The 15,918-nt window shown below is 41.0% G+C and carries 12 protein-coding genes; 9 read left to right on the forward strand and 3 right to left on the reverse strand.

What is annotated here, in order from left to right; translation table 11 throughout:
* Positions 1–57 precede the first annotated feature (57 nt).
* The 3 genes from C1A09_RS07945 to trxB are packed head-to-tail and all read left to right on the forward strand — an operon-like array spanning position 58 to position 4,160.
* The gene (locus C1A09_RS07945; protein ID WP_101543045.1) at positions 58–2,541 is read left to right on the forward strand and encodes a DNA translocase FtsK; all 2,484 of its coding nucleotides are present in this window, start codon (positions 58–60) and stop codon (positions 2,539–2,541) included.
* A gap of 21 nt (positions 2,542–2,562) precedes the next feature.
* Complete coding sequence (gene lolA1, locus C1A09_RS07950; RefSeq protein WP_101543046.1) at positions 2,563–3,195, forward strand: outer membrane lipoprotein periplasmic chaperone LolA1; 633 nt, start codon at positions 2,563–2,565, stop codon at positions 3,193–3,195.
* A gap of 29 nt (positions 3,196–3,224) precedes the next feature.
* Positions 3,225–4,160, forward strand: coding sequence for a thioredoxin-disulfide reductase (trxB, locus tag C1A09_RS07955; RefSeq protein WP_101543047.1), 936 nt, complete (start codon positions 3,225–3,227; stop codon positions 4,158–4,160).
* 83 nt (positions 4,161–4,243) lie between these two features.
* Here trxB and C1A09_RS07960 read toward each other — a convergent pair whose 3' ends face one another.
* Complete coding sequence (locus tag C1A09_RS07960) at positions 4,244–4,945, reverse strand: Crp/Fnr family transcriptional regulator (RefSeq protein ID WP_101543048.1); 702 nt, start codon at positions 4,943–4,945, stop codon at positions 4,244–4,246.
* A 273-nt stretch (positions 4,946–5,218) separates the two neighbouring features.
* Positions 5,219–7,408: a glutamine synthetase III family protein gene (locus tag C1A09_RS07965; RefSeq protein ID WP_101543049.1), complete on the reverse strand. Its 2,190-nt coding sequence runs from the start codon at positions 7,406–7,408 to the stop codon at positions 5,219–5,221.
* Positions 7,409–7,656: 248 nt separating this feature from the next.
* Between C1A09_RS07965 and C1A09_RS07970 the strand changes: the two genes are divergently transcribed.
* The gene (locus C1A09_RS07970; protein WP_219618397.1) at positions 7,657–9,900 is read left to right on the forward strand and encodes a DUF5686 family protein; all 2,244 of its coding nucleotides are present in this window, start codon (positions 7,657–7,659) and stop codon (positions 9,898–9,900) included.
* Positions 9,901–10,024: 124 nt separating this feature from the next.
* Here C1A09_RS07970 and C1A09_RS07975 read toward each other — a convergent pair whose 3' ends face one another.
* Entirely contained in the window at positions 10,025–10,465 is a 441-nt protein-coding gene (locus C1A09_RS07975; RefSeq protein ID WP_101543050.1) for a DUF6078 family protein, read from the reverse strand.
* Positions 10,466–10,588: 123 nt separating this feature from the next.
* Between C1A09_RS07975 and coaW the strand changes: the two genes are divergently transcribed.
* The 5 genes from coaW (at position 10,589) to C1A09_RS08000 (ending at position 15,875) form a co-directional block, all read left to right on the forward strand.
* Positions 10,589–11,419, forward strand: coding sequence for a type II pantothenate kinase (coaW, locus tag C1A09_RS07980; protein WP_101543051.1), 831 nt, complete (start codon positions 10,589–10,591; stop codon positions 11,417–11,419).
* A gap of 112 nt (positions 11,420–11,531) precedes the next feature.
* Entirely contained in the window at positions 11,532–13,328 is a 1,797-nt protein-coding gene (rpsA, locus tag C1A09_RS07985) for a 30S ribosomal protein S1 (RefSeq protein WP_101543052.1), read from the forward strand.
* A 232-nt stretch (positions 13,329–13,560) separates the two neighbouring features.
* Positions 13,561–14,319: a DUF8479 domain-containing protein gene (locus C1A09_RS07990; protein WP_233519880.1), complete on the forward strand. Its 759-nt coding sequence runs from the start codon at positions 13,561–13,563 to the stop codon at positions 14,317–14,319.
* Between the two features lie 30 nt (positions 14,320–14,349).
* Positions 14,350–15,264, forward strand: coding sequence for a ribonuclease Z (locus C1A09_RS07995; RefSeq protein ID WP_101543054.1), 915 nt, complete (start codon positions 14,350–14,352; stop codon positions 15,262–15,264).
* 56 nt (positions 15,265–15,320) lie between these two features.
* Positions 15,321–15,875, forward strand: coding sequence for an RNA polymerase sigma factor (locus C1A09_RS08000; protein ID WP_101543055.1), 555 nt, complete (start codon positions 15,321–15,323; stop codon positions 15,873–15,875).
* Positions 15,876–15,918 lie beyond the last annotated feature (43 nt).

The following is a 15,918-nucleotide window of genomic DNA, read 5'->3' on the forward strand; positions in this document are numbered from 1 at the left end:
ATACGCTTTTTTTTGTTACTTTTGCGACATTATACAGATATTAATAGCATAGGATTTATGGTAAAGAAAAATACAATTAAAGATACGGAGCGGTCGTTGTCTTTCTTCGGAAAGATAATTGCTGTTTTTAAGAACGAAACAGTTCATTTTATAATCGGTTTGGTATTGGTTATTTTTTCAGTTTATTTGTTATTGGCTTTTTCGTCGTTCTTTTTTACAGGAGCGGCAGATCAGAGTATTATAGACTCCGGCAATGCGCAGGAATTGATTTCAACGAATAATGGTGTGAAAAATTATGCCGGTTCGCGTGGTGCGCAGTTGGCAAGCTATCTGATAAATGATTGCTTTGGAGTTTCTTCCTTTTTTATCTTGATATTTTTGGCCGTAGCAGGCTTGAAGTTGATGCGGGTACGTGTGGTACGGTTATGGAAATGGTTCATTGGATGTTCATTATTATTGGTATGGTTCTCGATATTCTTTGGCTTTGTATTTGTTGATCAATATAAAGATTCCTTTCTCTATCTGGGTGGTATGCATGGATATAACGTCAGCAATTGGTTGGTATCTCAAGTAGGTGTACCCGGTGTGTGGATGATATTACTTATTACGGCTATCTTTTTCCTGATTTATCTGAGTACACGTACCATTATCTGGTTACGTAAACTGTTTACGTTTAACTTTTTGAAGAAGGAGAAAAAAGAAATTGAAGAAGGGGAAACTCCGGAAGAATTTACGGAGTCTTGGATTGCGAAAGGGAAGAAAGAGTCGACTATCGTGGAAATTCCGGAAGTTAAAAATGAAAAGAATGATATTGAAGAAGAGGAGGAAACAGAGGTTTCAAATGAAATAACGCTTGATTTGAGTGACTTGCCGAATGACAAAGTGGGGGCTGTTAAGCCGGATGATGATGTTTTTATGACGATTGAAACATCATCTCCAGAGTTAGTATCTTCCGTACAATCACATTCGGAAATGAAAGAACCTACCTTTGAGGTAGAAACCACTGAGGAGGAAGAATATCAAGGTCCTGAAAAGGAACCGTATAATCCGCGCTTGGATTTGGAGAATTATCATTTCCCTACTATTGACTTGATGAAACACTATGATAATGCCGAACCAACGATTGATATGGCCGAACAAAATGCCAATAAAGATAAGATTATCAATACTCTACGTAGTTTTGGTATTGAAATTAGCACTATTAAAGCGACAGTCGGTCCTACTGTCACACTTTATGAAATAACGCCGGAACAAGGGGTACGTATCTCTAAAATCCGTGGTTTGGAAGATGATATTGCTCTTAGTCTTTCTGCATTGGGTATACGTATTATAGCTCCGATACCGGGAAAGGGTACGATTGGCATTGAAGTTCCTAATTCCAATCCTAAGATTGTGTCGGGACAAAGTATCATCGGTAGCAAGAAATTTCAAGAATCTACCTACGATTTACCTATTGCGTTGGGTAAGACTATTACTAACGAGGTATTTATGGTGGACTTATGCAAGATGCCGCATGTGCTTGTTGCTGGTGCCACAGGACAAGGTAAGTCTGTCGGTTTGAATACCATAATCACTTCTTTATTATATAAAAAGCATCCGGCAGAACTAAAATTTGTGTTAGTAGACCCGAAGAAGGTAGAATTCAGTATTTATTCGGTTATAGAACATCATTTCCTTGCCAAATTGCCTGACGGTGAAGATGCCATTATTACAGATGTTACTAAGGTTGTACAAACTCTGAACTCTATCTGTGTAGAAATGGATGCTCGTTACGATTTGTTGAAAGCGGCACATGTGCGTAATATCAAGGAGTATAATGAGAAATTTATAAACCGTCAGTTGAATCCGGAGAAGGGTCACCGGTTTATGCCGTATATCGTAGTTGTGATCGATGAATTCGGTGATCTGATTATGACGGCCGGTAAGGATGTGGAACTACCGATTGCACGTATTGCGCAGTTGGCACGTGCGGTGGGTATTCACATGATTATCGCTACGCAACGTCCGACAACGAATATTATTACAGGTACGATTAAAGCAAACTTCCCGGCGCGTATTGCTTTCCGCGTGTCGGCTATGGTAGACTCACGTACCATTCTTGATCGTCCGGGAGCCAACCAATTGATTGGTCGGGGAGATATGTTGTTCTTGCAAGGTGCAGACCCTGTTCGTGTGCAGTGTGCGTTCATCGATACTCCCGAAGTAGCTGAGATTACGAAATATATCGCCCGCCAACAAGGGTATCCTACTGCTTTCTATTTGCCTGAATATGTAGACGAGAATGCTGGTAACGATTTGGGTGATGTCGATATGGGAAAGCTTGATCCATTGTTTGAAGATGCGGCCCGGTTGATTGTAATTCATCAACAAGGTTCTACTTCGCTTATACAGCGTAAGTTTGCCATTGGATATAATCGTGCGGGACGTATTATGGATCAGTTGGAGAAAGCAGGAATTGTAGGTCCTGCACAGGGTAGCAAGGCGCGTGAGGTATTCTGTGTAGATGAGAATGATTTGGAAATGCGGCTGAACAATTTATAATCAATCAATGTTTGAATTTATATGAAAATCTGTCGTCTTTTATTTGTTGTGTGGGTATTCTGTCTCGCTTTACCGACGTTGGCGCAGCAGTCCGAAGCAATGGCTTTGCTCGACCGTGTGGCGGATACGTTCCGTGAGGCAGGGGGAGTAAAGATTGTTTTTTCTGTTCGTAGCCCGGAAGGAGATTATAAAGGTGCGATTCGTTTGAAAGGCGATAAATTCCTTTTGGAGACGGAAGGGGTGACTACATGGTTCGACGGGCATACTCAGTGGAGTTATCTTTCTTCCAGTGACGAAGTCAATGTGTCGGAACCGACTCCTGAAGAATTGCAAAGTATCAATCCATACGCATGGCTTTCTTTATATAATAAGGATTATCACCTGAAGCTTGGAAAAGTCGGAGGTTCGCAAGATGATAAGATTTATAAGATAGTGATGACAGCTACAAAACGCAATCAGGAGATTCAATGCCTTATACTATATGTAGAGAAGAATACGTTGCACCCATTGAAAATCAGCATGGTTCAGCGAGGAAACAAGGATGCGGTAGTAGTGTTCATCAATGCATATCAGACTGGGCAGACTTATCCTGACAACCTATTTGTGTTTGATAAGAAGGCATATCCCACAATAGAGGTGATTGATCTAAGATGACTTAAAAGATAACTATAAATTAAATAAATATGGAAACAGAAAAAGTTAAATGCTTGATTATCGGTTCCGGTCCTGCCGGTTATACTGCTGCTATCTATGCAGCGCGCGCTAACCTCTCTCCAGTGCTATATGAAGGTATGCAGCCGGGAGGACAATTGACTACAACTACGGACATTGAAAACTTTCCTGGTTATCCAGAAGCAATCAGTGGTACGCAAATGATGGAAGACTTGCGTAAGCAGGCTGAGCGTTTCGGTGCAGACTTACGTTATGGAGTAGCAACGGCCTCAGATTTGAGCAAAAAGCCTTATATAGTGACTATTGATGAAGAAAAAAATATTGAAGCGGAAACTGTTATCATCGCTACAGGTGCTACTGCAAAATATTTGGGATTGGAAGATGAAAAGAAATATGCCGGTATGGGTGTGAGCGCTTGTGCCACTTGTGACGGTTTCTTCTATCGTAAAAAAATAGTAGCAGTAGTAGGTGGTGGAGATACAGCTTGTGAAGAAGCAACTTACCTGGCCGGATTGGCAAGTAAGGTTTACCTGATTGTTCGTAAGCCATTTTTGCGCGCTTCTAAAATTATGCAGGAGCGTGTAATGAACAATGAGAAAATCGTTGTTCTGTTTGAACACAATGCTGTAGGTTTGTATGGAGAGAATGGTGTGGAAGGTATACATTTGGTAAAGCGTATGGGAGAATCTGATGAAGAACGTTATGATTTACCTGTTGACGGTTTCTTCCTGGCCATCGGCCATAAGCCTAATTCGGATATCTTTAAGCCTTATATCCATACGGATGAAGTGGGATATATCATTACCGAACCAGGTACTCCTCGTACAAATATACCAGGTGTGTTTGCCGCAGGAGATGTTGCCGACCCTCATTACCGTCAAGCTATTACCGCAGCGGCAACGGGATGTATGGCTGCAATAGAAGCGGAAAGATATTTGCTCGGTTAGAGAAGAAGGAATAAAAGAAGAAAAGCCGCGCAATAGTTAATTTTCAACTATTGCGCGGCCTTTCTTCTTTATTTTTAATTATTTCATCCTATCTTACTTATCTTCTTCAGTTTTTCTTCATCGATAATCTTGATTTTTCTTCCATCGATAGTGATTAATCGTTCTGTTGCAAATTGTGACAGAGTACGGATGGCATTGGAAGTTGTCATATTGGATAGATTGGCAAGGTCTTCACGTGAAAGATAGATACTTAACGTAGAACCATCTTCCTCCAAACCATAACTCTCTTTAAGGAAAAGCAACGACTCAGCCAGTCGTCCACGGATATGTTTCTGCGTGAGGTTGACAGTACGTTCATCAGCTATTCCTAAATCGACGGATAGTTGTTTGATAAAAAACATAGCCAAATCATTGTTTTGTGATAACAACGTCATAATTGCCGTCATCGGTATCAAACATACCAGTGAAGGTTCGAAAGCGCAAGCTGCAGTAACATAATCAGCTTTTGCAAAATAAGGACGATATCCAAAGTATTCGGCAGGTTTAATCATACGGATAATTTGGCTTCTTCCACCCACACCATCTTTAAATATCTTGACTTTTCCACTTAACAGGCACATCAGATAAGTAGGTGTTTCACCTTCACAATGGATGATCTCGTTTTTCTTATAATTCTGGAGCGTGAAATGATTGGCGAGAAACTCTCGTTGCTCATTATTCAGGGGTAACCATATATCAGGTATTAACTCCGGAACATTTATATCTGATAAATTCATTTTTACCATAACTGCTACAAAACTGTGTTGTACAGCACAAATGTATAAAGAAAAAATTAAAAATAACACAATTGTGGTAAAAAGATGCAAGAGGGAGGGGAAAAGGGGAGGAAATAAAAGAAAATTTATGTGTGGTTTTAATTCTTTAGAAATGGATTAAGCAGATCAAACGAATGATAGTATTTTTTTGGGGGGGGGGAAGTATATTATTTACAATCTCCGTACCTAAAAAATACTATCATCCGAAAGAATATCTTGCAGGGATATTACATCCCTAAATTATCATTTTGTAAACAGTAATTCCCTGTATTTCGGAAGCGGCCATATCTCATCATCAATCTCCATTTCAAGATTGTCAATGTGTTCACGGATACTTTCCAGATACGGACGTACTGTTTCTTCATAGGCAAAAGCCCTATCCTTGTAGTTGTCCATGTGATTAGCAACTTTTCGGGCTTCGGTCATATTACGCACCAGTGTCTTGATTGCCGTTACCCGTTTGGAGATTTCACGTACCAATTCGATGCGGTCAGCACTCAAAATTTCGTATTCTTCGGGCGAGAATGTTTCACGTAATCCACGTAAGTTCTCCAACAGACGGTTTTGGTAGATGACAGCGGTCGGCACAATGTGGTTGATAGCAAGATCTCCCAACACACGGCTTTCAATCTGTACTTTCATAGTGTATTTTTCGAGTTCTACCTCCAGGCGACATGCTAATTCCGTTTCATTGAAGATATGTTCACCGATGAGGACAGAACGTGCCTGGTTATCGGTGTAGCGCATCAAGGCTTCCGGAACATGGCAAATGTTAGTCAGACCACGTCTGGCTGCCTCTTGTTTCCATTGTTCAGAATAGCCGTCACCCTCAAAACGAATAGGTTCCGAAGCAATAATAGTCTCTTTGAGTATACGGAAGATAGCTTCATCTTTACCGACACCTTCTTCCATCAGTTTTTCGATAGAAGCTTTAAATTCATTAAGTTGGTTGGCCATTGCTGCATTGATGGCAATCATGGCGGCAGCACAGTTGGAAGATGAACCGGCCGCACGGAATTCAAAACGGTTACCGGTGAAAGCAAACGGAGAAGTACGGTTACGGTCTGTAGTATCCAGTAGAATTTCTGGAATACGGCCTATACCCAGTTTGAGTGTAGTCTTTTCTTCAGCTGTCATCTTACTGTTACTCACCTGGCGGGCTATCTCATCAAGGATAGAAGACAACTGTTTGCCTAGGAAAATAGAAAGAATGGCGGGGGGCGCCTCGTTGGCGCCTAAACGGTGGCTGTTACCTGCGCTCATGATAGAAGCGCGTAATAAATCCTGATTTTTGTAAACCATCATCAAGGCATTCACCAGGAAAGTGAGGAAAAGCATATTGCCTTTTGGATTCCTACCGGGAGCAAAAAGATTAACACCTGTATCAGTACAGAGCGACCAATTATTATGCTTACCCGAACCGTTGACTCCGCTATATGGTTTTTCGTGTAACAATACCGCAAAGTTATGTTTGCGTGCAATGCGTTTCATCAAGTCCATCACCAACTGGTTATGATCATTGGCAAGATTGGCGTTTTCAAAAATAGGAGCCAACTCGAACTGGTTGGGAGCAACCTCATTATGGCGTGTCTTAACAGGAATACCCAACTTATGGCATTCTATTTCCAGCTCTTTCATAAAAGCCGTGACACGTGGAGGGATAGAGCCGAAATAATGGTCTTCCAACTGCTGGTCTTTTGCAGAAGAGTGTCCCATTAAAGTACGTCCCGTCAAACAAAGGTCAGGACGAGCATTATATAGTGCTGAGTCTACTAAAAAATATTCCTGTTCCCAACCTAGATTGGTATAGACACGGGTCACATTCTTGTCGAAAAGCTGGCACACATCCGTTGCCGCCTTGTCTACGGCAGCGAGAGCTTTCAGCAATGGCGTTTTATAATCAAGCGCTTCGCCTGTATAAGAAATAAAAATAGTAGGAATACAAAGAGTAGAGTCAACAACAAAGGCAGGGGAAGAAACATCCCATGCGGTATATCCACGCGCTTCGAATGTATTCCGGATACCTCCGTTTGGGAAAGAAGAAGCATCCGGTTCTTGCTGGATGAGCAATTTGCCCGAGAAGCGTTCGATAACATCCATACCTTCTCCGAATTCGATGAAGCCGTCATGTTTTTCGGCTGTTCCATCCGTCAAAGGTTGAAACCAGTGCGTGTAGTGAGTTACGTTCAGGGATTTAGCCCAACTTTTCATACCGTTAGCTATCAAGTCTGCCATTTCCCGGCTGATGGGAGTACCTTTTTCAATAGCATCTATCACGGCCTTGTAAGCTTCTTTAGGCAGATATTCCTGCATTTTCTTACGGTCAAAAACATGGCTGCCGTAGTAATCGGACAACTTGTTTGAAGGGGTAGTGACTTCAAGAGGGCGCCTGTTGGCAAGCTCTTGTAAAGCAAAAAAACGCATTTTTGACATATTAGTCTTTTCTTTTGTTGATTGATGGGCGCAAAAATACATGTTTTTTTTGAACCACCCCCTGTTTTTTTGGGGGTATTCTTTATATTTTTGATGTTTTTTTTGAATATACCCCCTTAAAAAAGCCTATCTTTTTCCAAAAACGTGTTTTTAAGCTTCTTTCCCTCTATCATAAAATGAAGTTGAAATAATACGGAGATAATTACTTTTTTTCTATATTTGTCCCTGTCTATAAGGAGAAATTGCGGTTGAAACATTTGATATGTATATGGATTGTGCTCTGTTTCTTGCTTTCGGATTTTCAGAAGGTAAGAGCTTCGTCTGTTCCCGAGTCATACGTCGCACAAAGGGCATTTGCAGACTCCATCATGGACAAGGTAATCTTCTTTGCTCCTTTCTATGAACGTATTATTGATGATTACCGGGCGGAACTATATATCAAAGGTTGGGTGAATATACGCAAAAAGAACCATCTTATCCGTTTTATTCCTTCTATGTTCCGTATTCAGAAGGGCGTAAGAGAATATATGATGGAAACCTACAGTGACTTGCACTTCACCGCTCCCAATATTTACGACCAGAAGGTGAAGGCAAGTGTCGGTACTTCTTCTGAATTTTGGGAGTGGGATGGGCGTTTGCCCGAATATTTCCATATTAATATATATTCCTCTACATTATTATATGACAAGCTGCTTTCTCCGCTGGCCACCAATGCGAAAAAATACTATACTTATTATGTAGACTCCATTATGGGGGAGACACACAAACGGCAGTATCGCATTCGTTTTATGCCGAAAAGTAAAAGTTTTCAGTTGGTAGGTGGTTATATGGTGGTAAGCGATAATGTGTGGAGCATACGTGAGATACGTTTTGCAGGGCGCAATGAAATGCTTCGTTTTAATAATTTGGTACGCATGGGGGAAGTGGGAGCTATCGACGAATTTCTTCCCAAACATTATAATATAGATGTAACGTTCCGTTTCTTTGGAAATGTGATAGAGGGTAGTTATATGGCGGTGCTTGATTATAAAGATATTCATCAGCACGACCCTTCCAATATTAGGAAAAAGGAAAATAAGAAGAGTCGTTATGATTTGTCCGACTCTTATACGTTGCGTTGCGATACAAATGCTTTTCGGCGTGATACCACTTCTTTTAATATATTGCGCCCGATACCGCTTTCTCCGCACGAGGAAACTTTGTACGAAGACTTTTTTTTGCGGCGTGATACCTTTCTCTATAAAAAGAAGCCGAAGAATAAACGACTTGAATTCTGGGGGGAGATTGGCGATGCATTGATCAGTCGTTATACGGTAGATCTTGCCAAGATGGGAAGTGTGCGTTGCTCTCCGCTCATCAATCCACTTTTGTTGAGTTATAGTGGTAGTAATGGTTTCTCTTACCGTCAAGAGTTCAAATACAATCGTATATTCACGGGAGACCGTTTGCTCCGTATTGTTCCTAAATTGGGATATAATTTTAAACGGAAAGAGTTCTACTGGTCCATCAATTCCGATTTCGATTACTGGCCTCGTAAACGTGCTGCCTTGCATGTCAGTGTGGGTAACGGTAACCGTATTTATAGCAGTGATGTGCTGGATGATTTGAAAGCTATACCGGACAGTATCTTTGACTTTGACCAAATTCATCTGGACTATTTTAAGGACTTATATTTGCAGATACGTCATAGTTGGGAAATAGTTAATGGCCTGACTTTGGATGTCGGGCTCTCTATGCATAGGCGTACTGAGGTGGAGCGTTCCAAGTTTGTAATTGTTTTTCCGGATATGCCGAATATCGTTTCTGCAAAAACTTCTCCTGTCTATCCGGGTTTCGACCCTGATATTCTGAAGAAATTCCGTCATACTTATAACAGTTTTGCTCCCCGTGTACGTCTGACGTGGACTCCCGGGCAGTACTATTATATGAATGGTGACCGTAAGATTAATCTCTATTCCAAGTATCCTACCGTCTCGGTAGACTGGGAGCGTGGCATCAGTGGTGTCCTTAATAGTACAGGGAAGTATGAGCGCATTGAAGTCGATTTTCAGCATAATGTGCCTTTGGGGTTGATGCGCGATCTCTACTTCCGCTTTGGGTGGGGGGCGTTTACCAATCAAAAGGAACTTTACTTTGTTGATTTTGCCAACCTTGCCCGTTCTAATCTGCCCGTAGGTTGGAACGATGAAATCGGCGGGGTATTCCAATTGCTCGACGGACGTTGGTATAACTCTTCACGTAAGTACGTTCGCGGACATGTCACATACGAAGCACCGTTTCTGCTGCTCCGGCATCTGAAGAAATACACTCAATATGTATTGAATGAACGTCTTTATCTCAATGCATTGGTTGTTCCTCACCTAAATCCTTATTTGGAAGTGGGTTATGGCATTGGTACACACGTCTTTGATTTCGGAGTATTTGCCAGTTTCGCTAATTGGAAGTATCAGGAAGTGGGCGTCAAATTTACTTTTGAACTCTTTAACCGATAGGTATTAATCATTATCAGTGAAGTATGGTAACCGGTTTGTGCCAATGAAGTGGCACAACGATGCCATTAAATTGGCACGATGATGCCAATTCTATGGCACAACTGTGCCACCCTATTGGCACAAACTACCAACAATAGTCTTTCACGTATGAATCAAACTCCAAAGAACCGTTTGCACCGTATTCTTTGAAAATAGCCAATACTTTCTGCTGTTCATCGGGAGAGAGCAGGCGTTCGCCTTTGCGTATGCGATAGTAAGTCCTTCTGCTAAATAGATTAATCAGGCGGGCAATGACGTATTTAGTCTGTTTGTTCGGTAAATTTCCTAAAATATCGACGAATCCTTTAGCAAACTGTACTTTGACGGAGCTGCGATAATAAGCACAGTCACCCTGCTGCGAAGCAATGCGTTTAGGGCTGACGATAGTCCAGAACTCAGATGTATTTGTGACGCATTGTTCTACTAGTTGACGTAAACAACTGGATGCCAGTGGGCACTTGCGGTTGAGACATAATGCGTAGTCGGTGGGTACTTTGGTTGGGTTGAAGTTATTCGTTTCTGCCATGATTTTTAATTTTATAAATTGTGTAAAAGTACTCTTTCTTTTGGGTATTCGTATATTATTTATGATAGAATTCTATTAGAGCAGTCTATTTTTGTACCTTTGCCGCAAATACAATGATTGGCTATGGGAATTGTAATCGGTATAGATGTAGGTGGCAGTACTACAAAAATAGTGGGCATCAATGGGGGACAAATTGAATCTCCTATGTTTATTACGGCTACCGACCCGGTGACGTCTTTGTTCGGAGCATTCGGGAAATATATATATGATAAAGGTATTAATCTGTCCGATGTGGAGCAGGTGATGCTGACCGGTGTGGGTAGTGCTTTTATTGACAGTTCGCTCTACGGGCTTCCTACTCGTAAGACGGATGAATTTATAGCTAATGCTTTGGGGGCACGCCATGCAATGGATATAGATCAGTTGATAGTGGTCAGTATGGGAACGGGAACGTCGTTTGTACGTGTTGACGGCGATGAAATTCAGCATATTGGAGGTATGGGAATTGGTGGCGGAACGTTACAAGGACTTTCGCGGTTATTACTGAAAACACATGATATTCATCAGGTGGCGGAATTAGCTTCCCGGGGGGATGTGACCCGTGTGAATTTACAGATTGGAGATATTTGCAACAAAGCCTTGCCCGATTTGCCTGTTAATGCTACCGCTTCCTTGTTTGGAAAAACAGACAGTAATGCTTCTCAGGAAGATATTGCATGTGGAGTTATTTATATGGTATTGCAAACCATCGGTGGAGCGGCTGTACTTGCCGCATTGAACAGCCCTATCAAAGATTTTGTTTTAATCGGTAACCTGGCTCAGTTGCCCCAGTGTAGGGAAGTCTTTCCAAAAATGGAAGATATTTATCACGTTCGCTTTCATATTCCTCTTTATGCTGAGTACCGTACTGCGATAGGGGCGGCGTTGGCATATATAAATAAGGTGATAATGTGATATTTCATAGATTATTTTGCCATTCAAGAAAATACTTCTATCTTTGCGCCCGATTTAATATGAGTCAACATAAAGTCTCACTTAATTAACGAGTTAAACAATTTATTTATTAATGGAAAATTTAAAAAATGTTGCTCCCATTGAAGATTTCAATTGGGATGCTTACGAAAATGGCGAAGCCGTAACAACAGCAAGTCACGAAGACTTGGAAAAAGCGTATGACAACACGCTGAACAAGGTTAACGACCGCGAGGTAGTTGACGGAACCGTAATCGCAATGAACAAGCGTGAAGTAGTTGTGAACATCGGTTACAAATCAGACGGTATCATTCCTTTGAATGAATTCCGTTACAATCCTGATTTGAAGATTGGTGATACTGTAGAAGTATACATCGAAAACCAGGAAGACAAAAAAGGACAGCTGGTTCTGTCTCACCGTAAAGCCCGTGCTACTCGTTCTTGGGATCGTGTGAACGCTGCTTTGGAAAACGAAGAAATTATTAAGGGTTACATCAAGTGCCGCACCAAGGGTGGTATGATTGTAGACGTATTCGGCATCGAGGCTTTCTTGCCGGGTTCTCAAATTGATGTGAAACCTATCCGCGATTACGATGTATTCGTTGGCAAAACTATGGAATTCAAGGTTGTTAAGATCAATCAGGAATTCAAGAATGTGGTTGTTTCTCACAAAGCTCTTATCGAGGCTGAACTGGAACAACAGAAGAAAGAAATCATCGGTAAACTCGAAAAAGGACAGGTTCTCGAAGGTACCGTTAAGAATATCACTTCCTATGGTGTATTTATCGACCTGGGTGGCGTAGATGGTTTGATCCACATTACTGACCTTTCTTGGGGCCGTGTCAGCGATCCGAAAGAAGTGGTTGAACTCGACCAGAAACTCAACGTTGTTATCCTCGACTTCGACGACGAGAAGAAACGTATCGCTCTTGGTTTGAAACAACTTACTCCTCATCCTTGGGATGCTCTTGATCCTGACTTGAAGGTAGGTGATCACGTAAAGGGCAAAGTAGTTGTTATGGCTGACTATGGAGCATTCATTGAAATTGCTGCCGGTGTTGAAGGTCTGATCCACGTATCTGAAATGTCTTGGAGCCAGCACTTGCGTTCTGCACAAGACTTTATGAAGGTAGGTGACGAAGTTGAAGCTGTAGTGTTGACTTTGGATCGTGAAGAACGTAAGATGTCTCTCGGTATTAAACAACTGAAGGCTGATCCTTGGGAAACTATTGAAGAAAAGTATCCTATTGGCTCTAAACATACAGCTAAGGTACGTAACTTCACTAACTTCGGCGTATTCGTAGAAATCGAAGAAGGTGTAGACGGTTTGATTCATATCTCTGACCTGTCTTGGACGAAGAAGGTTAAACATCCTTCTGAATTTACTCAGATTGGTGCAGATATCGACGTACAGGTTCTGGAAATTGACAAAGAAAACCGTCGTTTGAGTCTTGGTCACAAGCAGCTTGAAGAAAATCCTTGGGACGTATTTGAAACTGTATTTACAGTAGGTTCTGTACACGAAGGTACTATTATCGAAATGCTGGATAAGGGTGCTGTAGTTGCCTTGCCTTATGGTGTAGAAGGTTTCGCTACTCCGAAACACCTCGTTAAGGAAGATGGTTCACAAGCTCAGTTGGATGAGAAACTTGAATTCAAAGTTATCGAGTTTAACAAGGATGCTAAGCGTATCATTCTTTCTCACAGCCGTATCTTCGAAGATGCTGCCAAGGCAGAAGAAAGAGCAGAAAAGAAGGCTTCTAAAAAGTCAACCGGTAGTAAGAGGGAAGAAGCTGCTTCTTCAATCCAAAATCAAGCTGCTTCTACTACTTTGGGTGATATCGACGCTTTGGCTGCTTTGAAAGAACAGATGGAAGCTGGAAAGAAATAATTCTTTTATATATAGATAATAAGGTAGGGGCGCTTGTACAGAACAAGCGCCCTTTCTTGTTTTTTATGCCGGTAGAATTTTATGGAATAGGGGATGTTTCTTTATTTTATGTTTATCTTTGCAAGGTAAGAAATCGTAAAGAAGATTTTTTCTTAGGTCTCTTAAAGAAGATAAATCAATAACTTAATTTTAATTCACTATGCAAAACATCATCAGAATCTCAGGTAAAATTATGCTGTTAACTTGTTTGTCACTAATGTTGCTTACTAGTTGCAGTCAAAAATCCAAACTTAAATTAGCAATAGAAGTAGCCGGTAAACAATGTCCTATTAGTGTGGGAGTGGCAGGTGAAGTGACAAGTATTGATTTCGATGGTGCAGATGTAGTGTATTCCATGTCGATGAATGAAGATTATATCAATTTGGAAGCTCTGGGAAAGACACCTGATGCCATGAAGTCGGGAGTGTCTGCTATGTTCAACAATCCAAAAGGTGAAATCAAGAAAATGCTGGAATTGGTGGTTGCTTCCCAATCTGGAATTAAATTTATATATAAAGGGAAAACTACGGGAAAAGAGGTAGAATGCTATTTGAATACGGAAGATTTAAAAAAAATCCTGGACCAGGATATGAGTCAGGAAGAAAGTGACCGTCAAAAGTTGGAAGAGTTGGTGAAAGTAACGAATGTTTCGTGTCCGATGAAAGTGGATGAAGCCACTACTCTTGACAAATTGACAATAGAATCGGACAATGTGGTTTATAACTATACGATTGATGAAGAAGCTGTTGATCTGAATGTTTTGAAAGGCAATGAGGGACAAATGAAACAAAATATTAAAGGTTCTTTAAATATATCTGAACCGGCTATAAAAATGTTCTTGGAAGCATGTATAAAAGATAATAAAAGATTGATTTATCGATATAAGGGTGATATTTCCGGCCAAATTATGGAATGTATATTTGAGGTTTCGGAGATAAAGGCGCTTTTTTAAATCGGGATAAGGATTGTTCTGTCTTCGTTAATGGAAAAATTTGAATTACACATTTTGGGTTGTGGGTCGGCGTTGCCCACAACCCGGCATTTCCCTACATCACAAATAGTGAATGTACGCGATAAATTGTTTATGATTGATTGTGGGGAAGGGGCGCAATTGCAGTTTCGCAAGTCACGCTTGAAGTTTTCACGGTTGAATACTATTTTTATATCCCATCTACATGGCGATCATTGTTTTGGCCTGTTGGGATTGGTTTCTACGCTCAATCTGTTGGGACGTACGGCAGAATTGCATATTTATTCTCCCAAAGGATTGGAAGGATTAATGGCTCCCATGTTGAGCTACTTCAATCATCAAATGACATATAAAATCCTTTTCCATGAGTTCGAAACTAAAGAACAGATGGTGATTTATGAAGATCGTTCATTAACCGTAACTACTATTCCTTTGCGTCACAGACTACCTTGTTGTGGTTTTCTGTTTGCTGAAAAGCAACGTCCTAATCATATCTTGCGTGATATGATAGACTTTTACCAAGTACCTGTATACGAGTTAAATCGTATTAAGAATGGGGCCGATTATGTAACTCCCGAAGGAGAGATTATAGCCAATACGCGTTTGACTCGTCCTGCAGTACTTCCTCGCAGTTATGCTTATTGTTCGGATACCATTTTTTTGCCTTCCATTGTGGAACAGATAAGAGGAGTGGATTTGCTGTTTCATGAAGCAACGTTTGCCGATGAAGATACTCCACGTGCAAAGGAGACCTTTCATACAACGGCTGCACAGGCAGCAGAGATTGCCCGTGAAGCTGGAGTGAAAAAGTTACTTATTGGACACTTTTCTGCACGCTATGAGGACGAAAGTATTCTGCTGGAAGAAGCTTCCGCTATTTTCCCAAATACACAACTTGCCAAAGAAACGCTTTGTATATCGGTATAAATTAAACTTTTAGTATCTTTGTCTGTCTAAAAAGACATAAATGTGAATAGATTTGTATGAACCCTTCCTATAACGAACGTGAAGTGTTGGCACTTTTGCAAGATGAAAGTACACAGAAGCGGGGATTTGAGATGATTGTGGCGCAGTATAGCGAACAGCTGTACTGGCAAATTCGTCGGTTGGTATTTTCTCATGAAGATGCCAATGATTTGCTTCAGAATACTTTTATTAAAGCATGGATGAATATTGATTATTTCCGGGCGGAGGCAAAACTCTCCACCTGGCTCTATCGTATTGCTTTGAATGAGTGCCTTACATTTTTGAATAAACAGCGAGCTACGGCTACAGTTTCATTGGATGATCCTGAAGCTGATGTTCTTCAAAAATTAGAGAGTGATCCCTATTTTTCGGGAGACAAGGTGCAGAAAACTTTACAAAGAGCTTTGCTTACCTTGCCGGAGAAACAACGTATGGTGTTTAACCTGAAATATTATCAGGAAATGAAGTATGAGCAGATGTCGGAAATCTTTGGAACATCTGTGGGAGCTTTGAAGGCTTCTTATCATCATGCCGTGAAGAAAATAGAGAAGTTTTTGGGAGAAGAAGATTAAACCTTTAATGTGAAAAGTTGTCTAATTAAACAGAGAGGAGAAG

This window comes from Bacteroides cutis (assembly GCF_900241005.1).
Classification (GTDB): domain Bacteria; phylum Bacteroidota; class Bacteroidia; order Bacteroidales; family Bacteroidaceae; genus Bacteroides; species Bacteroides cutis.